The 22,062-nt window shown below is 63.7% G+C and carries 17 protein-coding genes, 1 tRNA gene and 2 pseudogenes; 5 read left to right on the top strand and 15 right to left on the bottom strand.

The features are described from left to right. The 3 genes and pseudogenes from thiS to BMIN_RS01045 all read left to right on the top strand — a co-directional run bounded on the left by thiS (position 1) and on the right by BMIN_RS01045 (position 1,979). Positions 1-195, top strand: a complete 195-nt coding sequence (gene thiS, locus BMIN_RS01055; protein ID WP_022861464.1) for a sulfur carrier protein ThiS — start codon at positions 1-3, stop codon at positions 193-195. Between the two features lie 2 nt (positions 196-197). Beyond that, the gene (thiF, locus tag BMIN_RS01050) at positions 198-1,001 is read left to right on the top strand and encodes a sulfur carrier protein ThiS adenylyltransferase ThiF (RefSeq protein WP_022861465.1); all 804 of its coding nucleotides are present in this window, start codon (positions 198-200) and stop codon (positions 999-1,001) included. Between the two features lie 151 nt (positions 1,002-1,152). Next, positions 1,153-1,979, top strand: a pseudogene (locus tag BMIN_RS01045) (thiazole synthase). Positions 1,980-2,306: 327 nt separating this feature from the next. Here BMIN_RS01045 and ilvC read toward each other — a convergent pair. From ilvC to fbaA, 12 genes and pseudogenes are all read right to left on the bottom strand, one after another. Then, positions 2,307-3,359: a ketol-acid reductoisomerase gene (gene ilvC, locus BMIN_RS01040; protein WP_026647536.1), complete on the bottom strand. Its 1,053-nt coding sequence runs from the start codon at positions 3,357-3,359 to the stop codon at positions 2,307-2,309. Between the two features lie 319 nt (positions 3,360-3,678). Continuing rightward, on the bottom strand, positions 3,679-4,971 hold the full coding sequence (locus tag BMIN_RS01035; RefSeq protein WP_051126388.1) for an MFS transporter: 1,293 nt from the start codon (positions 4,969-4,971) through the stop codon (positions 3,679-3,681). A gap of 557 nt (positions 4,972-5,528) precedes the next feature. Continuing rightward, on the bottom strand, positions 5,529-5,657 hold the full coding sequence (locus tag BMIN_RS08480) for a hypothetical protein (protein ID WP_022861469.1): 129 nt from the start codon (positions 5,655-5,657) through the stop codon (positions 5,529-5,531). A gap of 42 nt (positions 5,658-5,699) precedes the next feature. Continuing rightward, the gene (locus BMIN_RS01030; RefSeq protein WP_033395593.1) at positions 5,700-6,725 is read right to left on the bottom strand and encodes a LacI family DNA-binding transcriptional regulator; all 1,026 of its coding nucleotides are present in this window, start codon (positions 6,723-6,725) and stop codon (positions 5,700-5,702) included. A gap of 248 nt (positions 6,726-6,973) precedes the next feature. Continuing rightward, entirely contained in the window at positions 6,974-8,236 is a 1,263-nt protein-coding gene (locus tag BMIN_RS01025; protein WP_026647538.1) for an ABC transporter substrate-binding protein, read from the bottom strand. Between the two features lie 332 nt (positions 8,237-8,568). Next, the gene (locus BMIN_RS01020) at positions 8,569-9,390 is read right to left on the bottom strand and encodes an ABC transporter ATP-binding protein (RefSeq protein WP_022861473.1); all 822 of its coding nucleotides are present in this window, start codon (positions 9,388-9,390) and stop codon (positions 8,569-8,571) included. A 57-nt stretch (positions 9,391-9,447) separates the two neighbouring features. Then, positions 9,448-10,451 (bottom strand): annotated as a pseudogene (locus tag BMIN_RS01015) (ABC transporter ATP-binding protein). Next, on the bottom strand, positions 10,444-11,427 hold the full coding sequence (locus tag BMIN_RS01010; protein WP_022861475.1) for a branched-chain amino acid ABC transporter permease: 984 nt from the start codon (positions 11,425-11,427) through the stop codon (positions 10,444-10,446). The pseudogene BMIN_RS01015 and the gene BMIN_RS01010 overlap by 8 nt, the downstream one beginning before the upstream one ends. 85 nt (positions 11,428-11,512) lie before the next feature. Then, positions 11,513-12,892, bottom strand: coding sequence for an ABC transporter permease subunit (locus BMIN_RS01005; protein ID WP_022861476.1), 1,380 nt, complete (start codon positions 12,890-12,892; stop codon positions 11,513-11,515). A 347-nt stretch (positions 12,893-13,239) separates the two neighbouring features. After that, the gene (locus BMIN_RS01000; protein WP_026647540.1) at positions 13,240-14,757 is read right to left on the bottom strand and encodes a ClC family H(+)/Cl(-) exchange transporter; all 1,518 of its coding nucleotides are present in this window, start codon (positions 14,755-14,757) and stop codon (positions 13,240-13,242) included. Between the two features lie 171 nt (positions 14,758-14,928). Then, positions 14,929-16,230: an adenylosuccinate synthase gene (locus BMIN_RS00995; RefSeq protein WP_022861478.1), complete on the bottom strand. Its 1,302-nt coding sequence runs from the start codon at positions 16,228-16,230 to the stop codon at positions 14,929-14,931. A gap of 174 nt (positions 16,231-16,404) precedes the next feature. After that, a complete protein-coding gene (gene fbaA / locus BMIN_RS00990) occupies positions 16,405-17,469 on the bottom strand; it encodes a class II fructose-bisphosphate aldolase (RefSeq protein ID WP_022861479.1) in 1,065 nt (354 codons plus the stop codon). A gap of 283 nt (positions 17,470-17,752) precedes the next feature. Here fbaA and BMIN_RS00985 point away from each other — a divergent pair, with 283 nt between their 5' ends. Both BMIN_RS00985 and BMIN_RS00980 read left to right on the top strand, forming a co-directional pair. Further along, positions 17,753-18,469 (top strand): nitroreductase family protein, encoded by a 717-nt coding sequence (locus BMIN_RS00985; RefSeq protein ID WP_022861480.1) that lies wholly within the window; start codon positions 17,753-17,755, stop codon positions 18,467-18,469. Next, on the top strand, positions 18,466-18,855 hold the full coding sequence (locus BMIN_RS00980) for a DUF1304 domain-containing protein (RefSeq protein WP_022861481.1): 390 nt from the start codon (positions 18,466-18,468) through the stop codon (positions 18,853-18,855). Before BMIN_RS00985 ends, BMIN_RS00980 begins: the two co-directional genes overlap by 4 nt. Positions 18,856-19,391: 536 nt before the next feature. On the opposite strand, the gene BMIN_RS00975 is transcribed toward BMIN_RS00980, so the two are convergent. The 3 genes from BMIN_RS00975 to BMIN_RS00965 all read right to left on the bottom strand — a co-directional run bounded on the left by BMIN_RS00975 (position 19,392) and on the right by BMIN_RS00965 (position 22,042). Next, positions 19,392-19,465: transfer RNA gene (locus BMIN_RS00975), tRNA-Gly, on the bottom strand. 38 nt (positions 19,466-19,503) lie between these two features. Next, complete coding sequence (htpX, locus tag BMIN_RS00970; protein WP_022861482.1) at positions 19,504-20,412, bottom strand: zinc metalloprotease HtpX; 909 nt, start codon at positions 20,410-20,412, stop codon at positions 19,504-19,506. 187 nt (positions 20,413-20,599) lie between these two features. Continuing rightward, positions 20,600-22,042: an FAD-dependent oxidoreductase gene (locus BMIN_RS00965; protein WP_022861483.1), complete on the bottom strand. Its 1,443-nt coding sequence runs from the start codon at positions 22,040-22,042 to the stop codon at positions 20,600-20,602. Between the last annotated feature and the right edge of the window lie 20 nt (positions 22,043-22,062).

The following is a 22,062-nucleotide window of genomic DNA, read 5'->3' as shown; positions in this document are numbered from 1 at the left end:
ATGATCATCAATGGTCGGAACCAGGATATCGGCACACCCATAAGCGTCGAGGAGCTCATCACCTCACGCGGACTGCGACCCGACCGCGTGGCGGTGGAGGTGAACGGGAGCATCGTTCCGCGTACCGCGCATGCCCAGACGACGCTGTCCGGCACGGACACCGTCGAAATCGTCACCTTCGTCCAGGGAGGCTGACGATGGCATATCAGGGATCCACCCCGTCATCCGCCACGGACAATGCGGACGCCACCACCGCCGACAACGCCACCACCGCCGACGCCATCCTCGCCACCGACACCGTTCTCGCCGCCGACACCGTTCTCGCCGCCCGTCGCCAGGCCATCGCTTCGGCACCCGATCCGCATGGCCTGGCGACGGAGGCGGAGATACGCGCCGCCCTCATCGACCGTCACGGCATCGACGTACAGAACAGGCTTGACGCGGCCCGGGTCGCGATAGCCGGTCTGGGAGGCCTGGGGTCGACCATAGCCGTGGCGCTGACGAGAATCGGCGTGGGGCATCTGCATCTTGTCGACTTCGACCGGGTGGATGCGACGAACCTCAATCGCCAGCAGTACTTCCTCAAGGATCTGGGCCGTCATAAGACCACGGCGCTCAAGGCCAACCTCGCGCAGATCAATCCCTATCTCGACGTCACCACGGACACGACCATCGTAGCGCCCGACAACGTCGAGAAGCTGTTCGGCGGCGACGACATCATCTGCGAGGCCTTCGACGTTCCCGAGAACAAGACGATGCTCGTCAACACCGTTCTCGAGCGGCTGCCCGACCATAAGCTGGTCTGCGGCTCGGGCATGGCGGGATTCCGCAGCTCGAACCTCATCGCCACGCGGCGCGTGTCACGGAACTTCTACTTCTGCGGGGACGGGGAGACAGCCCCTGTGCCCGGAGCGGGGCTTATGGCGCCCCGCGTGGGAGTCGTCGCCTGTCACGAGGCCAATATGATCGTCCGCATCATCCTGGGAGAAAACGAGGCGTAGGACAATGACCACACCAGAATCCACCATCACATCATCCACCATGCCACAGTCGCGGAACGCGCCCGTGACGACGGAAGGCGCACCGTCATTCGGAGCCGGCGCCACGGCGGCGACCACGTCACCTACGCTCGATGAACTCATAGGAACGGCCGTGAACACGGCTCTGCTCCCCGAACCGTCCGCCACAGCCTACGACGCCGTCGCCACAGGCGATGACGACCCGCTCGTCCTCGCCGGGCACCGTTTCACCAGCCGTTTCATCCTCGGGTCAGGCCGCTACGACCTCAATCTCATCAGGGCCACGGTGCGGGAGGCCGGCACGCAGATCGTCACCATGGCACTGCGCCGCTGCCGCACCACGGAAAACAACCTTCTGGACTATCTGCCGCCCGACGTGACGCTTCTGCCGAACACGTCGGCGCCCGAAACGCCGAGGACGCCGTGCGCATAGCCCGGCTGGCCCGCGAGGTGTGCGCGACGGACTTCATCAAGGTCGAGATCGAGCACGAGACGCGATATCTGCTACCCGACAACGCCGAGACGATCCGCGCCACGGAGATGCTGGCGAACGAGGGCTTCGTGGTGATGCCCTACATGTTCCCCGATCCCGTGGCCGCCCGGAATCTGCAGGATGCCGGCGCTGCCTGCGTGATGCCGATGGGGTCCCTGATCGGTTCGAACAAGGGGATCCGTCTCCGCGACGGCATCGAGGTCATCGTCGCCAACGCGGATGTTCCGGTGATCATCGACGCCGGGATCGGGAGGCCCAGCCAGGCGGCCGAGGCGATGGAGATGGGCGTGGACGCCGTGATGGCCTACACCGCCATCGCGAGCGCCGGGAACATTCCGGTGATGGCCCGCGCCTTCAAGCATGCGATCGAAGCCGGGCGCGAGGCCTTTCTCTCGGGATTGGGAACCGTCACCTCCGATCACGCCGTCGCCTCCAGCCCCACCCAGATCGAGGACATGCTGCGCTGAATCCGGCACAATCCGGCATGGCACGCCGACGCCGACCTGCGGACGCTGGCCTGCGGTCATCGGTCTTCGAACATCGTCCTGTGGACATTGCGAGGAGAAGAGAACGGGGCGGCAGCGGAAACGGCAGAAACGACGGGGAGACGGCCGCGGCAGGAGCGACGGGAGCACGGAAACGACGGAGACGAGAGCGCCCGAACGAGAGCGCCCGGAACGGCTCGAGGCCCCGATCCACAAAGGGTCGGGGCCTCGAATCGCGCATCATACGGATCGGGTCACATGCCATCGGCCAGACCGGAGATCAACGGGCGACGCGTCTCGCCGAGCGTCTCACTGAACCTGGGCGCGGGCGATCTTGCCGGTGAAGGACTCGTTCTCATCGGCGTCGGCGGACTTGTCGCTGTTCCAGGAGAACATTCCGCGAAGCTTCGGTCCGACGGTCTCAAGCTGGGGGTGGGAGTACTCCTCCTGCAGCTCCTTGAACTTCGGGGCGCCGGCGGCCTGATCCTCCATGAACTCCTTGGCGAAGGAGCCGTCCTGGATGCGCTTGAGCTGGTACTGCATGCGCTCACGGGTGTGCTCGTCGATGACGGTCGACGTGAAGTCGCCATACTGAGCGGTGTCGGAGCAGGACCAGCGGGCCTTGTTCAGGCCCCCCTCGTTGGCGAGGTCGACGAGCATCTTCAGCTCGTGGAACACCTCGAAGTAGGCGATCTCCGGCTGATAGCCGGCGGCGGTGAGAACCTCGAAGCCCATCTCGCAGAGGTGGTTGATGCCGCCCATGAGGACGTCCTGCTCACCGAACAGATCGGTTTCGGTCTCCTCCTTAAACGTCGTCTTGATGGCGCCGGCGCGCAGCGCGCCAAGAGCCTTGGCATAGGCCAGAGTGATGCCCCAGCCATCCCCACGGGGATCCTGCTCGACGGCCACGACCACCGGCACGCCACGTCCCGCGGCATACTCACGACGGACGATGTGGCCCGGTCCCTTCGGGGCGACCATGAACACGGGGTGGTCGGCCGAGGGCTTGATGTAGCCGTAGTGGATGTTGAAGCCATGGGCGAAGGCCAGAGCCGCGCCCTCCTTGAGGTTGGGCTCGATGTCGTTCTTGTAGATCTGCGCCTGGTACTGGTCGGGGGCCAGAACCATCACGACGTCGGCCTCCTTGGTCGCGTCGGCGACGGACTTGACCTCAAGACCCTGCTCCTTGGCGAAGGCCACGGACTTCGAGGTGGGGCGCAGGCCGACGACCACGTCGACGCCCGAGTCGCGAAGGTTCAGCGCATGAGCGTGCCCCTGCGAGCCGTAGCCGATGATGGCGACCTTCTTGCCATCGAACACCGAAAGATCCGCGTCCTTCTCGTACCAGATCTGAGCTGTCATAATTCCTTGCACTCCTTGTTTGTGTGGTGCCGTCATCGGACGGCGTTGCATCCATTGCTGTGGTGATCGTCACGCGGGCGGTTTGTCGTCGCCATTGCATCACGGTCGTCGTCTAGTTGTCTATCCATGCCTTGCGGCTGTCGCATGGGGATTTTGTCCTCGAACTGATGCCCATAGTACCGGAAACATTCCGGTGGTACCGTCACTGTTCAACACTTGAGAGAATCTCCCATGCCCTTTCATCCGCTGGTATCCTTTCGTCGGTTACGCGCCACCTCCTTCCATGCGGCCCCGCGCGGCAATATCGCCACCGCGCGCCTCACCGGGTGAAATCGGTGTCCTTGGTCTCGGGAGTCGTGACCAGCGCCACCAGACAGCACAGCGCCATCACGGCCAGATACAGTCCCACGGACCGCACCCCCCAGTTATGCGACAGCCATGTGGCAATCGTGGGAACGAAGGCCGCGCCGACGATGGCCGCGAGGTTGTACCCGATCCCCGACCCCGAATACCGCACGTTCGCGTCGAACAGCTCGGGGAGGAACGCCCCGATAGGCCCGAACGCGATACCCATAAGCGCGAATCCGACGCACAGGAACACCATGACCTGCGCGAAGTTCCTATGTCCCATCAGCAGATAGGGGAACGCCAGGGAGAACACCACCAGCGCGACGGACGAGAACATGAGCACGCGGCGGCGTCCCACCCTGTCGGCGTACAGGCAGGACAGCACGATGAACGCGGCGAAGACGCAGATGGCGACCATAAGCATCAGCAGATACTCGCGGTTCGTGAATCCGAGGCCGCCACCGCCCTGTTCGACGGTTTTGGTGCCCCACGCCAACGACCATGTGGCCAGCGTGTAGAACAGCGTGTACGTCACGGCCACGAGGAACGTCGCCTGCAGAACCTGCTTCCAGCTCTTTCTGAACACCTCGGTAAGCGGAGCCTTGACGACCTTGTTCTCCTGCTGCGCCAGCCGGAAGACCGGAGTCTCCTCCATGCGCACCCGAACCACCAGTCCAACGATGACCAGAACGGCGGACAGCAGGAACGGCACCCTCCATCCCCACGCAAGCATATCGTCGGAATCGGTGAACGTCTCCAGCAGGAAGTAGGTGCCGTTCGACAGGAAGAATCCGATGGGCGCACCCAGCTCGGGAAACGAGCCATACAGCGCGCGCTTGTCATCCGGGGCGTTCTCGGTAGCCACCAGAGCCGCGCCGGACCATTCGCCCCCAAGCCCGATGCCCTGGACGAAACGGCACGCCACCAGAAGGACCACGGCCCATCCGCCCCACACCGCGTAGGTCGGAAGGCAGCCGATAAGGAACGTGGCCACGCCCATCGTCATAAGGGAGACCACCAGCGTCGTCTTGCGTCCCATACGATCGCCGAAATGGCCGAAGATCAACGATCCGACCGGACGCGCGATGAACGCCACCGCGAAGGTCAGCAGGGAGCCGATCAACGCGGCCGCACCGGTCTGCCCGAAGAAGACCTTGGGGAAGTAGTTCGCGGCGGCCGTCCCATAGGCATAGAAATCGTAGAACTCGATGGCCGTCCCCACCATCGACGCCGCGATCACCGTCTTGACCGAATCGCGCGTCATGGTCGCAAGTTTTCGGGCGGTCTTCTGAAGGGCCGTCCCTTCATGAGCCACGTCCGCTCCCACGGCCGCGACGCCATCCACTGCTGTCATTGCATCTCCATCCGTCCCGGTGCGGGTGCCCGCATCGGGACTTGTTCCTTGCGATTGAGGAGCTCTGGTCCCATCCGACCCCGGGGCCAACAAAAAGACCCCGCAACGAGTGCAGGGTCTGCGATGCGATGACATCGACCGTGGGCCCTGCCTCCGTTGACAGGGTCCGACGCGATCGCCGAATCAGCCCGCCAACGAAGACGGGCTAATAATTCGCGCCATGGCATCTCCACACGCTATGCGCGCGACCATCGACACAACACCAGTCATCGTGGCGGACCTCCTTTCGACTACAAGTTCCTTCGGGCCTTCCGGCCCGACTGCTACGTAACGTAGGTCGGCCCTTCGCCAAGCCACAAGCCGGCGTCCACGATGTGACCCAAGACGGCGCCCCGGGAAGCACGCATCCCCCGGACCACGAATGCGGGTCCGGGGGATGCGCCCTCCTGCGATCGTCCGGGAATCTCTCAGCCCTTGACGGCCCCGGCCGTGACCCCCTCCACCACATACCTCTGAAGGAATATGTAGAGAACCAGGATGGGCAGCATGGCCAGAAGCAGCGCGGCCATCCGGAACCCGCGTCCCGGGACGGACATCGCGGGAGCCCGGCCTCGTTCCCGCAATCCCCTACGGCCGCCCTACGCCCGCGTGGTCTCGCCTCGCACCAAAGTCACCGGGACGACATCCCGTCTGGGCCTGCGCAGACCATCGTCGCCACCGTTCGAATCATGCTCGATGCCGTCGAGCATATGCGTCGCGATAACCGCCGCAATGCCGTCACAGTCCTGGCGTACGGCGGTAAGCCGCATTCCCGCGAAGTCGGCCAGATACGTGCCGTCATACGCGACCACCTGCAGGTCACGCGGAATGGAGACCCCCCGGCGAAGCGCCTCCTGAACGCAGTACGCCGCGCCGATATCGGAACTGACGACCGCATCGACGTCATCCCATCGGCTGAACACGTCATGAATCGCCTGGGCGTAGGCACTCATATCGCTGACCGTCCCGGCCTCGACATAGTCACAGCGGACGGCGGCCCGCAGACACTCCCGCTGAAGAGCCATGAAATACCCCACGGTCGGAAAGGTCGTTCCCGAGGCTATGGGCATGTCATGGAACTGGGACAGCGGACCTCCGACCATGACCACGTGCCGCACCCCGGACGGTATGAGCAGCTGGGCTATCATCATGCCGCCCTGCTCATGATCCGAACCCACCGATGCGATGCCGTCGGCCAGATACCTGTCGAAGGCGACGATCGGACGCCCTATGGACGTCCAGTAGCGCTCCGAGTGCGCGCTGTGCGCGGCCACGACCAGGCCGTCCATCATGTGGCGGCGAGCCATATCGACGTATTTGGCCTCGCCGGTCTCGGCGTCCACCGTCGAGCACAGAAGCGTCCTGAGGCCATGCTGCATGAACACATGCTGCAGGGACGCGCTGAGCGAGGAGAAGAAGGGATGCCGGATGGTCGGGACGATAACGCCGACCATGTTGGTGCGGTCGTGGTACAGGTTGCGGGCGAGCTCGTTGGGAACGTAGTTGAGCTCCTCCATCGCCCTTTCGACCTTGGCCCGCATGGCATCCGACACATAGCCGGCCTGATTGACCACCAGGGACACCGTGCTGGGGGATACTCCGGCCTTCTTCGCGACGTCACGCATCCCAATAGCCACAGTGCAGCCCCCCTTTGACCCATAGTCCCGCTTTTCCGAGGCGCCCCGCCTTGTTGGGGTGACCATATACAGCGGAATCATACACAGCATACGGGAAGTGTGGAGGTTCCCAGGCCCCTGACCGACTCCGCTCACGTGCAAGAAAGTTCCCCCCGCGAATCCGTCCATGCGGATCGGCGGGGGGAACCTGGCCCTTCGCGATTCCTCGCGAACCGGCCGTTCACGGGATCGAGCGATCAGCCCTTCGGGACCTCGCCGGTCTGGCTGGTGTCGAACACGGGCTTGTTGTCGCCATCGAACTTGTAGATTCCGATCGACGCCGAGCTGGGATCGTTGTCGGAGTTGAACGCCCCTATCCCCGCCTGGCCCGAATACTGGATGGACTTGCCGTCCTTGAGAAGGGTGAGGCATTCCTTGAACGAGGTGCACTTCGTTCCGCCGTCAGCCCCGGACACCGCCGCGAGGTTCTTCTGAACGGTGGCGCCGTCCACGGCCCCTCCCTTCTGCGCAGCCAGCGCGGAGAGGATGATCGCGTCATACGTCTCGGCGGCGTAGGTGAAGTTGACCAGACTGGAGTCGATCGTCTTCAGACGCTCCTGGAACGCGTCGCTGGGATGGGCGCCGGGGATGGTCCCCTTTGTCCCCTTGAGGAGCCCCGCCGAGAACGTGTCCGAGTAGTCCGCGGTATTGCCGTCGGTCATGTACATCGTGTTGGTGTCGAGCCCCTGGGCCGCCATCTCCTTGACCAGAGCCTTGGTCTGGTCGAAGGCGATCACGAGGACGGCGTCGGGTTTGGTGGCCTTGACCGCCGTGACGAGCGATGAGAAGTTCGTCTCCGTGGGATCGAAGGTGCTCTTCGCGCCGTACACGACCTTCACGCCGGCGGCCTCCACCGTTTTGACGACCACGTCGCGAAGGCTGGTGCCGTACTCGTCGTTGAACACCTCGATTGCCAGATTGCTCACTCCATCCTGCGCGATGATGCTGCCCAGAACCGCGCCCTGAACGGTGTCCGGAGGCACCGTGCGGAAGAAGTAGTCATTGATGCCGGACAGGCTGGTCGAGGTCGCCCCATTGGAGATCATCGGGACCTTCGCCTCCGTGACCTCCTTGTAGGTGTTCTTCACGACGGCACTGGAGGGAGGACCGACCATAACCGAGGGGTTCTTGCTCAGTATGGACTCCGCGCCGGCCGTGTTCTGGTCGGCGTGGTCCGCATCCGAGGAGTCCGCCGTGGCCGTGGTCACGTCCTTGTCCAGAACGCCGCCGGCGGCGTTGATGTCCTTGACCGCCAGCTTGAAGGCCGCCACCTCCGCCGGTCCCAGATACGCCAGTGATCCCGTCTGCGGGAACAGACCGCCGGCGACGAACTGCGCCGACGAGCTCGAGGACCCGGAGGATCCGGAGCTCGAGGACCCGCCGCAGCCCGCGAGCGCCATCATGACGGCCGTGGTCGCCGCGAGCGCGGTGACCATGGATGCTGTTCTGCTCTTCCTCATCGCACTACCTTTCTCTCTCTTTCCGTCCGCGGATCGTGGCGCGGACGGCTGGCAGGACAAGGACGACAGAATCCTCCCCATCCGTTATCCACAAGCTAGGTGAGCCATGAAACGGCGATATTCTGCGGATGTTTCACCAAAGTGTCGTTGTCGCCTACTTGTAACACAACTCGACGCGAGTCCGGATAGGCGTCGCGTCTCGCCGCCGACGTCGCCACCGGTACCCGGACGGAACCTGCTGTATCCGCTCAGTGGCCCAGCGTCGAAAGACGCCGCCACCGCCCGGACGGAAACCGCCGTCACGACTCCGACGGACGAGGGACGGGACGCGGTCACCGCCCCTCCTGCTCGACCTCCTCCTCAAGGTTCCCCAGATACAGGGAGACGACCTTGGGATCGTTGAGAAGGGACCGGCCCTCGCCTGAATAGGCGTTGCGGCCCTGATCGAGCACATATCCCCTGTCGCAGATCTGCAGGCACCGGCGGGCGTTCTGCTCGACGATAACGACCGAGACGCCGGCCTTGTTGACCTGCCTCACGCGGATGAACGTCTCATCCTGAAGCATCGGGGAAAGGCCGGCCGACGGCTCGTCCAGCAGCAGCACAGAGGGATCCATCATCAGGGCCCTGCCCATCGCCACCATCTGCCGTTCGCCCCCCGAAAGGGAACCGGCCACCTGATCGCGCCGATCCGCGAGCTTGGGGAATATCGAGGCCACGTAGTCGAACCTCTCGGCGAACCTTCCCGGCTCCTGATACGCACCCATCTGCATGTTCTCCTTGATGGTGAGCGTGGGGAACACGTTCTCCGTCTGCGGGACGAATCCCACCCCGCGGGAGACGAGCTTGTCGGCCCGCATATTCGTGATGTTCTCGCCCTTGAGCGTCAGCGATCCGGAGGACACGTGGACCAGACCGAACAGCGATTTGAGAAGCGTGGACTTGCCCGCGCCGTTGGGACCTATTATCCCCACGATCTCCCCGGGGTTGAGCGTCAGGGAGGCGCCGTTGAGGATGTTGACGCCGGGGATGTACCCCGCCACAAGATCCACCGCCTCCATCAGCGCATCGACGCCGTCCGCCGGTCCGGACGCCGTCCCTGCATCGCCCGTCACTCCGTCTCCGGCGACGCCCGTGAGGGAATCCTTGTCCATCGCGCACCTCCTTGAATCCATTCGAATCCGTGAACCGCCTCGTCGGCGGCTGCTCGCCTATTCCCGTGCGGCCGTCGGCCCGGCGGGAACGCCATCGTCCAGAACGCTGTCATCCCCAAGATCGATGTTCGCATGCGATCCCAGATAGGCGTCGATCACCGCCTGATCGTTCATCACGGTTTTCGGCGGCCCCTCGGCGACGATTTCCCCCTGCGCCATCACGGTCACCCAGTCGGCGATATGCCGGACCATGTTCATGTCATGCTCGACGAAGAGCACGGTGGTGCCCTGTTCACGTAGCGCGACGATATGGTCGAGGAGCGACTGCTTCAGCGCGGGGTTCACGCCGGCCATCGGCTCGTCCAGCATCACCATCTGCGGGTCGCTCATCAGGCTCTGGCCATCTCCAGCAATTTGCGTTGCCCGCCCGAGAGGGAACCCGCATAGTCGTCCTTCTTCTTGTCCAGAAGGAAACGGCTCAGCAGGGACTCCGCCTTCTCCATCACCGCCTTCTCGCGTCGCCGCCACAACGGCGGGAACAGCGCCCGGAACATCCCCTCGCCCGGCTGGTCGGGAGCGCCCAGCAGCATGTTCTCCATCACGGTAAGCCGGCTCATCACCTTCGTCAGCTGGAAGGTGCGGACCATGCCCATCCGGGCGACCTTCTCGGGGGAGACGCTTGCGAGCTCCACCCCGTCGAACGTCCACGAACCGGTCTGGGGGCGGTCGAAACCCGTCATGAGGTTGAAGAACGTCGTCTTTCCCGCGCCGTTGGGTCCGATCAGCGCGGTGATTCCATGCCGTTCGATTTCGAAATGTCCCACATCCACCGCGGTCACGCCGCCGAAACGGCGGGTGACACCGTCGGCGACGAGAATCGGGTCGGGCTTGTGGACGCCGGGTTCGCTGCGGACGAAGGCCAGATCCTCCTGAACCTTGTCCCCATAGGCCGTGGAGATGAGGGATTCTCCCTCCGGCGCCTTGGTGGCCCACGCGGCCAGATCGTAGAAGGGACCGGACGCCGGCGTCCCCGCGCCATCGATATGAGCGTTGTCAGACATTGAACGCCAGCTCCTTCCTGTCACCCAGCATCCCCTGCGGTCTGAATATCACCAGACACATCAGCGCCACGCCGACGATAACCCATCCCAGAGCCTCCACCTGGTTCGAGGTGATGATGGTCTGGGGTATCACGCCGCGCATAAGCTCCTTGGTGAAGGTGAGGATGACCCACAGCAGACACGAACCGAGGATCGGACCGAACACCGTCGCCGCACCGCCCAGCAGCAGGATCGTCCACGTGTAGAACGTGACCTGCCTGCCCAGCGAGTCCGGTTGGACGGAACGCGGAAGCACGAACAGGATTCCCGCGATGGCGCCGAACCCTCCGCCCAGGACCAGCGACTGAAGCTTGAACCTGGTGACTGACTTGCCCAACGAGCGCACGGCGTTCTCGTCCTCGCGGATCCCCTTAAGAACCCGGCCCCATGGGGAATGGAACCACCGCCACGTCAGCGCCACGCCCAGCGCCACCAGCGCCCATCCCACGATTCTGATCCACCATGAGTTCGCCGTGTTGTTCGAATACGTCCAGAGCAGGAACGTCGTGCGCCCGTCGGGAAGAGGCGACGCGGCCTCGAACTTGCCCGTGAAGTCCTGCGGCGATATGCCGCCCGAACCGCCCGTCAGCCACGTCAGGGACGTGGATCTGCCGATGATCCTGATGATCTCCGCGGAGGCGAGCGTCACCATGGACAGATAGTCGGGTCCCAGCTTGACCGTGGGAAGGCCCAGAAGGACGGCGTATATGGCCGCAAGGCCCAAAGCCGCGAGCACCGACCCCAGAAGGCTCCAGCCCATGCTCTGCGTGACGGCGAAGCCATAGGCGCCAAGAAGCATGAATCCCGCCTGCCCCATGTTCATCAGGCCGGTCATGCCGAAGTGGATGTTGAGTCCGATGGCCGCCAAAGCATAGGCCGCCGTCGTGGGAGCGAGAAGCTCGCCCAGAGAATTGCCAATCACCGTGCCGAAATCCACTGTCGGCTCCTTTCCACGGTCACGTCCACGGTCACGATCGCAAGACCGTCCTTCAGGCCCTGTCCATCATTGCGTCGGATCATGCTCACCCCACCCTCTGGCTTTTGCCGAACAGTCCCTGGGGACGGATGAGAAGCACGATGATGAGGATGGCCAGAGCGCTCGCGTAGCGCATGTCGTTGGGGATGACCAACGAGCTCATATCCGCGACCACGCCGATGATGAGCGAGCCCACCAAGGCGCCGTTGGCCGTGCCCAGTCCGCCCAGCGTCACGGCGGAGAACATGAGCAGAAGCAGCAGGGCCCCCGTGTTCCACGCCACGCCATTGAGGTAAATGCCCATGAGGACGCCCGACAGCGCCGCCAACGACGTGGACAGTATCCAGACCACGCGCACCACGCGCTCCACGTTGATCCCCGAGGCCGCTGCCAGCGCGGAGTTGTCCGACACCGCGCGGGTGGCGCGCCCGATTCTGGTGCCATAGAGGAAGACGGTCACGCCGACGATCACCGCGATGGCGATGGCCGCGGACAGCAGCGTGGGAGCATCCGTGGTTATCGGACCGATCTGGAATCCCTGGGGGACGTGCATCGTAATCCCCAGAGTGCTGCCTCCGAAGAAGAACTGGTAGGTGTACTGCAGCGCCATCGACAGGCCTATGGTGACGATCATCTGCTGCATCGTTCCCACATGTCTGCGACGCAACGGCGCCCACACCAGATCGTTCTGGATCCACCCGGTCACGCCGCCCACAAGAATCGCGAACACCGCGGAGGCCCAGAGGGGCATGTGCAGCATCTGCGTTCCGACGTAGGCCATAAGACCGCCGAGGGTCACCTGCTCGCCATGGGAGAACGAACTCAGACCGGTGGTGCCATAGATGAGGTTCATGCCCATGCTCATCAGCCCCAGCATGAGCCCGAAGATCACGCCGGAGAACAGCTGCTGCCAGAACCGGGCCTGAACATCGGACCACCATGTCGATCCTCCGGAATCCTCCGTCCGCGACGCGGACGAGGACGACTCACCGGACGACGAGGACGAGGACGAGCCGTCCGATGGGGACGATGAGGCTGACGACGAGCTCTCCGATGACGACGTGTCGAACCTCACCACTCCACGCTGTTTGCTGAAGCTGTTCTTGTCGATCTCCACCGTGGCCGAGGACGCCTTCAGACCATGGGCGCTCGCCACGGAGGGGTCGATGGAGACGGTGTAGTCGCCATCGGCGCTGACGGAGAAGGCCCATTGGCCGTCCGCCGCACTTGTCGTGGTGGCCTTTTCCGTACCCGACAGCGTGATGGTCACTCCCGCGACCGGCTTCTGCGAGGCGTCCTGGAGGACTCCGCTCACACACCCGTTCTGGGCCGAAGGGTTGCATGACTTCACCGCTTCGGCAGCATGCCCTTCGGCGGGGAAGACCAGAAACATCGCCACAAGAAGAACGGCGGACGTCACGGTCATAGCCGCCACACGTCCGAATCGTCGCAAAAGGGGCCCAACCCTCATAAGCGCGTCCTCTCTCTGCATCGTTTTGCATCACGCTATGCACAGAAAGGAGACGACCGATTGCCCTCAGGTTTCGCTCGCGTTACCACGGGACAGATCCGTAACGGAAAAGAAAAGCGGCGGAGATCCTGGCCCCGAGAATTGCACGAGGCGCGCAGGACACGCGGACGCGGACGCGGTCACCGACGAAGCCACCGATACAACCACAACCACCGACACGGACACGGATACGGATACGGACACCTCGGAGCATGCGAACGACGTCCGGCCACCGGACCCGGCCGTCGGAGCCCGATCGGCTTCTAGTCGGACGCACCACACAGGGGCGCCATATCGGACCGGACCTGCGCGAGATGCGTCGCCGGGAACATCACCAGCAGATAGTCCCCCGCCTCCACGACCGTGGTCGACGTCGGAACGATCTCATCATCGCCACGCCGAATGTCGACTATCGCCGCGCCGGACGGCCACGACACGTCCGACAGGGCGCGTCCGGCCACGGGACTTCCCGCCTCCACCGCGAACTCCATAACCGCGTTCCCCGACGCCCGGCCGGCCGAATCGCGTCGCAGGGCCGTCCCGTCATCAGGGTGGGCCTGCACATAACGGTCCAGCAGCGCGGAGTATATGGGACTGATGTGCAGAAGATCCGATACGAGCAGCGCGACGAAGGCGCATGCCGTGACGGGCAGCATATGGACCAGGGTCCCCGACATCTCCACCGTCAGAAGGATCGAGGTGACGGGCGCCTTCACGGACGCCGCCAGCGTTCCCGCCATGGCGCATACGGCGAAAACCGCCACATGCTCCTGCGGCACTCCCGCATGGACGGCGACAAGCCCCATGATGCTTCCCGCCAGTGTCCCCGAGGCGAGGATCGGCATGAATATCCCCCCGGGCACCCCGCTGCCGAAGCTGGTGGAGGTGAACAGCATCTTCGCCACCAGCAGGATCACGAGAAAGCCTATCCCACTGGTCGCCTTCTCGGCGAAGCCGATGAGCTCCTCTCCTCCGCCCAACACCATCGGCAGCCATATCCCCACCGGCAGCGCGATGGCCAGGGCGATGCCGATGCGGGCCGTGGCGGGAACCCGGGAGTACATCGTCTGGAAACCCAGCAGCATGCGGTTGATAAGCGATCCGACAAGACCCGCCACGACACCAAGAGGCAGCATCCACAGATATTCGGGCAGCGACAGCTGCGAAAGACGGGTGAAGTTGAGAACGGGGGTGAGTCCGAACCAGTATTTCGACACGAAGTCGGCGCTCAGGGACGCCGCCGTGGCGGACAGAAGGATCATCGGGGAGAAGCTCCGATGGACCTCTTCCAACGCGAACATCATTCCGGAAAGAGGCGCGTTGAAAGCGGCGGACAACCCCGCCGCGGCACCGGCGGTCATAAGGTAGTTGGATTCGATTCCGCGTCGGCCCATCGCACGCGACACGGCCTGGCTGGACGCCGCTCCGATCTGTATCGACGGCCCCTCGCGTCCCAGAGACAAGCCGAACATGCCGCAAAGCAGCCCACCCGCGTAGCGCACGAGGAGAACCCTCCACCACCGCATGCGCATGCCGCGCAGGGCCACCCCCTCGACCTGTGGTATTCCGCTCCCGCCGGCCATCGGCTCCCATCGCACCAGAAAAGCCACGATTGCGGCGACACCGATGAGCCCGAACGCCCACGCGACAAGCCACCAGGGGTTCCTCGCCACAACGGCATACCCCCACTGAGCCGCACGGGTGCCGGCTTCGATCCCCTCACGATAGACGGAGACCAGCATCCCCACGACGATCCCGCACAGCATGGCGCGCAGGGCCATCATCCACTGCGTCTGGCGCAGATGCGACAGCAATCCGCCCACATCGCCATATCCGGATCCGGCATCCCGCGGTCTGCGCACGTGACATGTCCTCCTTACGACCTCGGCATCACACGATCGCCCGGATTCGGGAGGCGTCCCCCGGTTTTCACCGGCGATCGGTACCGGCGATCAGTCGACAAGCGAACGGATCTCGATCACATGGTCACGCTGCGGACCCGTACCGATCAGCGAGATACGGCATCCGGAAAGCTCCTCAAGACGACGCACATAATCCTGGCAGGAGCGCGGAAGGTCATCGAACGAGTGGATGGCGGAGATGTCCTCGTCCCAACCGGGATGCATCTCGTAGATGGGCTTCGCCGCGGCGAACTCGGCCTGGTCGACGGGCATGTCCTCATACCTCTCATGCGTGCCATCGGCGTGCTCGACGTCATACGCCACGCATACGGGAATCTCCTTCAGCCCTGTGAGAACGTCAAGCTTGGTGAGGACGATATCCGTCAGGCCGTTGACCCGTGCGGCGTAACGGTTCACCACGGCGTCGAACCATCCGCACCGGCGAGGACGGCCCGTGGTCACACCGAACTCGTGCCCCTGAGCGCGAAGCCACTCGCCCTTCTCGTCCAGAAGCTCCGTCGGGAACGGCCCCTCGCCGACCCGCGTCACGTAGGCCTTGGACACGCCTATCACCCGCGTGATCCTCGTGGGGCCCACGCCGGTTCCCGTGCAGGCGCCGCCGGCGGTGGGATTTGAAGACGTCACGAAGGGGTATGTGCCATGGTCCACATCGAGCATGGTCGCCTGGCCGCCCTCGAACAGCACCGTCCTGCCCGCGTCCAAGGCCTTGTTGAGGATCAGGGACGTGTTGGCCACATACGGCTTCAGCCGCTCCCCGAGGCGAAGGAGTCCATCGGTCGTCTCATCCACGTCGATGGGACGTCGGTTGTAGAGCTTCACCAGCATCTGGTTCTTCTGATGCAGGCTCGCCTCCACCTTGTCGTGCAGATGGTCCGCGTTGAATAGATCGTGGACGCGAATGCCGACCCTGTTGATCTTGTCCGCATAGGCGGGCCCGATTCCGCGGCCTGTCGTGCCGATCCTCCGTTTGCCGAGGAAGCGCTCGGTGACCTTGTCGATAACTCGGTGGTACGACGCGATGACGTGCGCCTCCTCGCTGACCAGCAGCCTGGAGCAGTCGACGCCACGCGCCTGCAGACCGTCGATCTCCTCGAAAAGCACTTCGGGATCGACGACCACCCCGTTGCCTATGACCGGGACGACGCCCGGGCTGATGATGCCGCTGGGAAGAAGATGCAGAGCGTACGACTCATCCCCGACCACCACAGTGTGACCAGCGTTGTTGCCCCCGTTGAATCGGGCCACATAGTCGACATGGGAGCCGATCAGATCGGTGGCCTTGCCTTTGCCTTCGTCCCCCCATTGGGCGCCAATCAGAACAATTCCGGGCATACCGCACCTCCTGAACACGAATTCCGCCGGAATCAGGCTATCGCGCGCTCCCTACACAAAACGGCACGAGAGTCGTCCGCCGCCGGACGACCATGCAGCCGTCCCTATGAATCTCCCATGAAGAAGCCCCTACCACACCGTTCCCCTGATGCGCGAGGAAGGCGACGAACCCGCTCACCGCAGGGCGCGGCCCGCGGATCCAAGCTGCTCGCAGGCGCGTACCACTCTTTTCGCCATCGCGTCCTCGGCTTCACGCCCCCAGGATCGCGGATCGTAGAAACGCTTGTCGCCTACCTCGGAGTCGATTTTCAGCACGGCGTCGTAATGGGTGAACATATGCCCGGCCACGGCTCTGGTGAAGGCGTACTGCGTGTCGGTGTCGATGTTCATCTTGACGACCCCGTACGAGACCGCCTCGGCGATCTCCTCCGCGGTGGAGCCCGAGCCCCCGTGGAAAACCAGATGGAACGGCTTGCCCGGAACCAGCGACGACGCGTCCACGCCGGGGAAGGAGCCGGACCTCACCCGGACGTCCACCTCCCGCTGGATCCGCCCCAGCAACGCCGGCCGCAGTTTGACCATGCCGGGCTTGTAGGCGCCGTGCACGTTGCCGAAGGTGAAGGCGGCCATATACCGTCCGCGCTCACCCAGTCCCAGGCGCTCGACGACCTTCATGGCATCGGCGGGGCTGGAATACAGGCGCTCGTCGATATCGGCGCTATGTCCATCCTCCTCGCCGCCCACGGCCCCGATCTCGATCTCCAGAATGGTGCCCGCCTGATCGCTCAGATCAAGAAGATGCCGCGCTGTGGTGAGGTTCCTCGACAGCGGAACGCTCGACCCGTCCCACATATGCGATTGGAACGCCGGCTCCTGGCCATGCCGGCGCTGATCGATCTCGCGATGCAGAAGCGGAAGGACCCAATCGTCCAGATACTGCGGCGCGCAGTGGTCGGTGTGCAGCGCGACCGTCACCCCGGTGTAATGTGATGCCACCTCACGGGCGAACTCCGCGAAGGCCAGAGATCCGGCGGCCCTGTCCGACAGCGCCTTGCCGGACAGGTATGCGGCGCCGCCCACCGACACCTGGATGATGCCGTCGGAATCGGCCTCGGCGAAGCCCTGCAACGCGGCGTTCAGCGTCTGCGTGCTGGTGACGTTGATGGCGGGATAGGCATAACCGCCACGTAGTGCGGCATCCAGCATGGCGGCGTATCGCTCGCGAGTGGCTATGGTCATAGCACCATTATCGGCCCAGTGACCTCACGGCACGCGCCACGGACGCGAGCCAGTATATCGGCGACCATTACCGCCCGCGTTCCGTCCACGCTGTGCGCGCAACGGCGTCGGCGCCACGCTTCCCTCTGTACGATTGCTCAGCGACAACCCCGTATCAGCGGACATCGCCGCGCGCGCCCAGTGGCACAGGTGCGGACGCCGCCGCGTGAACACCGCCGCAGGGGGGAGAGACGCGCTTCATTCCTTTCCGCGCGGAATCGGACGATGAGAGGACGATCACACAATGACAGCGATCCGGGCACACGGCTCCTACGACGCGCACGACATCACCCTGAGCGAGGCGATAACCGGCCGACGGTCGGTGCGCAATTTCGATCCCGATACGCATATCACCCGCGATGAGCTGGTCGGGATGCTCGACGAAGCGTCACGAGCGCCCTCGTCGGTCAACATGCAGCCATGGCGTTTCCTCGTGGTGGAGTCGGACGAGGCACGCAAAAAGCTTCTGCCCCTGATGCGTCTGAACAAGCGCCAGACAAGGGACGCCTCCGATCTGATCGTCGTCTTCGGAGACCTCGAGTGCTATCGCAAGGCGGAGCGGATCTATGGTCAGGCCGCCCAACGGGGAATAATCCCCACGCTGATGGCGAAGGCGCAGCTCGCCGCCATCGTCCCGGCCTACCGCAAGTTCACGCGCGACAAGATGACCCGCGTCGTGCACATCGATTCCAGTCTGATGGCCATGCAGCTGATGCTCGTCGCCCGGGAGCACGGCTACGACACCAATCCCATCGGCGGCTTCGACGAGGACAGGATCGCCGAGACTTTCGGCATCGATCCGAACCGCTACGTGCCCGTCATCATCATCGCCATCGGCAAGGCCAGGAAACCGGGCCACGAATCATACCGTCTGCCCGCCAACGAACTAATCTGGTGGAACGACGTGAACGCACTGGAATCCGGGACGGAAGAGCAGCAGGAAAAGGGGAGACTGTCATGATAATTGCCGCATCGATCGCTGCCATAGCCGCGGGTGCGCTTCATGTGTTCATCTTCGTATTGGAATCGATCCTGTGGGATTCGGATTTCACGCGCACGACGTTCTCCATAGCGGATCCCGAGGAGTCCCGGGCCACCCGATCCATGGCCTTCAACCAGGGCTTCTACAACCTGTTCCTCGCGCTGATGGCGATTGCAGGAGCGATCCTCGCCCTGACCGGGGGAACGGACACCGGCGTGGCGCTGATCGTCGCCGGAACCGCTTCGATGAGCGCCGCCGCCGTGGTGCTGCTCGCCTCGGACCCCACCAAGCGAACCGCCGCCCTCAAGCAGCTGTCCCTGCCTCTGCTGACGCTGATACTGCTGCTCGTCGCCGCCCTGTTCTGAATCGGAAGCACGGTTCAGAACCAGAAGCACGGTCGGACATCCCCGACATCCTCGGGTTTCGAGAACCTGAACGTCGACATGGAACACCCCGACGCTTGGAAGGCCGTCCAGACTGTACAGGCAGATCCGCATGTCACGCGCATCATGCTCGTCATTCACCGCCATTCCACCCGCACCTCTTAGTATCCTCTTGACTTCAGTGAACGTGTCCGCCATACCGTATCCGTCATACAGCACCAGCCGGATCCTTCACCGTTGTTCATCGCCACCATCGACGGCGTTTGTCGCACAGTTGTCGTCATTACCCGTTGAATAGCAGCACTTGACAGCTCTTAATATGGAGGGGGCCGTCTCTATGTCAGGGCAAGTCTGGACACGATTTGGACACGATGACCGCCGGGTTTGGGATGTCCCACCTTCAGCAATCTGGAGGAACCATGTTTGGGGAAAACAGATTGTTATCATCGAGTTATCATTTCGATGTAATACCGAGAGTGAAAGACCTTCTAATCGCTGCTATTACAGCGAAACCCCGATGGAGCGGATGACGGGAGTCGAACCCGCCTCTGAAGCTTGGGAAGCTTCCGTTCTACCGATGAACTACATCCGCAGATGCCCGAGGAGAACCATCAGGCGCACAAGTGGACATCATAGCACGTGTGGGGTATCACGCATCTCCCGCGCCATCTGCATCAGCCGCGCGATGCGGTCGGCGGTCGGCGGATGGGTCGAGAACAGGCGCGAGAACCCCCCTGACGAGAACGGGTTGGCGATCATCATGGACGACACCGACTGCGTGCCTGCGGTCTGCCTCATGGGTCGCGCGCTCGCCCCCGCGGTGATCTTGTTCAAGGCCGATGCCAGAGCCTCCGGATCCTGAGTCAGCCTGCTGCCGTCCTCGTCGGCATCGTATTCACGCGTCCGGGAGATGGCCATCTGGATGAGGGACGCGCCGATCGGCGCGAGAATCATGCTCAGCAGCAATCCCACCGCCCCCAAGGGGCCCGAATCGCGGTTGTCCCGTCCGCCTCCCAGATACATCAGCGAGTATCCGAGATAGGTGATGACGGTCGCCATGGCCGACGCTATCGCGGAGGTGAGGATGTCGTGGTTGTAGACGTGCATGAGCTCATGGCCGAGGACTCCACGCAGCTCGCGCTCGTTGAGTATCTCCAGAATGCCCTGGGTGCAGCACACCGCCGCATGGTTCTCGTTGCGTCCGGTCGCGAAGGCGTTGGGACTTTCGGTGGGCGCGACGTAGATGCGGGGCGTCGGCTTCCCGGCCTTGGCGGACAGCTCACGCACGATCCGGTACAGGTCAGGAGCCTCCTGCTCGCTGACGGGTCGGGCCCGCATGGAGGCGATCGCCAGCCTGTCGGAGAACCAGTAGGATCCGAAGGTGGTGACCAGGCCGATGACGATATACACGCTCAGCGTGGACGTCGTTCCGTCCGTCAGCCACCATATTCCCATAATGATGGCCCACATCAGCCCAAACAGGAGAGTGGTCTTCAGGCCATTGAAGTGGCCATGCACATGCGTCTTGCCGTCACCCATGCGAAGAAGACTAACGTCGTCTGCTGAATGATTGCTGGACGTCCCCCGGGGGAATGTCAGCCGCCTCAGGAGACGCCGTGGGACGCGGAACCGGAGGAACCGCGGAACCGGAGGAACCGGAGAAGCGGAGAAGCGGGGAACCGGGGGAGAACCAGAGAACCGGGAAACCGCCAACGGCGAATACCCCCTAAGAGCGCGCCAGCTCACGCATCCGATCGGGATCGATGACCTTCTTGTGCTCCCGGCCCTCCCTGGCTCCCTCCGACCTCTCGAAAGCGTCGATACGCTTCCATCCGGCGAAGTCGATGGGCGTCACGCCACGGTCGGCAAGCAGTCGGTCCACGGATTCGGGATCACGGTCGGGGGCGATCCTGCCACCGTCGGCGGCGGCGGCAAGATCCTCGAGCATATGCGTGACGATGGCGAGCGCATCCGATTTCGTCGATCCGATCAGTCCCACGGGACCGCGCTTGGCCCATCCCGTGGAATACAGCCGCGGACGGACGCTCCCGTTCTCGGACGCCTCGGTGAGGATCCGCCCCTCGCTGTTGGCGAGCGTGGTACGGCGCCCGTCATAGGCGATCCCCGGAGCGGCGGCGGGCTTGTATCCGACCGCATGGTAGACGGCCTGCACGGGTATGTCCCTGAACTCGCCGGTCCGCGTCATCGTGCCATCGGCGCGGGTGACGGTGCGTTCCACCCGTATGGCGCAGACCGCGCCGTCCTTGCCGACGATCTCGACGGGGGCCGTGTTGAAATGCAGGAAGTACTTCCGATCCGCGGGATTCCCCTCGAAGTCGACGTCGCCGTCATCCTCCATGTCCTCGGCCATCTCCCGTATGGCGAAAAGCTCCTCGACCATCTGGCGGGTGAGCTTGTCGCGCCCGGCCGCCTCGACGGTCTCGTCATCGAGATCGAAGTCGTCCTCGTCGATGATCAGCTGGACGCCCGGAAGCTTCTCCAGCTCACGAAGCTCCTGCACCGAGAACTTCGCCTGCGCGACTCCACGGCGGATGAGCAGATGGAGCTCACGGGCCTTGTTGGCCTTGATTCCTTCGTAGACGTTGTCGGGGATGTCGGTGCGGCTTTTCAGATCGTCGGCGTCGCGCATGAGCTCACGGGCCACATCCATCGCCACGTTGCCGCCACCGATGACGGCCACGCTCTCCGCATCCAACGGCCATTGTCTGGCTCCCGTGGGATACCCGTCGTACCATTCGACGAATCGCGCCGCCCCATAGACGCCCTCGAGCTCCGTTCCGGGGATGGGAAGCGGCTTGTCCTCGACCGCGCCCGTGGCGAACAGGACGGCGTCGTAGCGCTCGAGAAGATCCTCCAGAGTCAGATCCCTGCCGAATTCGACGTCGCAGTACAGATGGATGTCGGGATTGTCCAGCGTCTTCTCCAACGCGTCGGCGATGAATTTGATGCTCGGATGATCGGGCGCCACTCCATAGCGGACCAGGCCGAACGGGACGGGAAGCTTCTCGAAGAGATCGATGCGGGCCTTGTCGCCCAATCCCATGTCCCCGCCAATCTTGCGCAGCTGACGCAGGAAGATGTCGGATGAGTAGACGCCTGCCGGGCCGGCGCCGATGACGGCGATGCGAAGTTCAGAGTTCTCAGTCACGCGCTCTAGCCTAATGCAAT

This window comes from Bifidobacterium minimum (genome assembly GCF_000741645.1).
GTDB lineage: Bacteria > Actinomycetota > Actinomycetes > Actinomycetales > Bifidobacteriaceae > Bifidobacterium > Bifidobacterium minimum.
The sequence above is the reverse complement of the archived record's forward strand: the minus strand, read 5'-3'. Positions and strand labels throughout refer to the sequence as shown.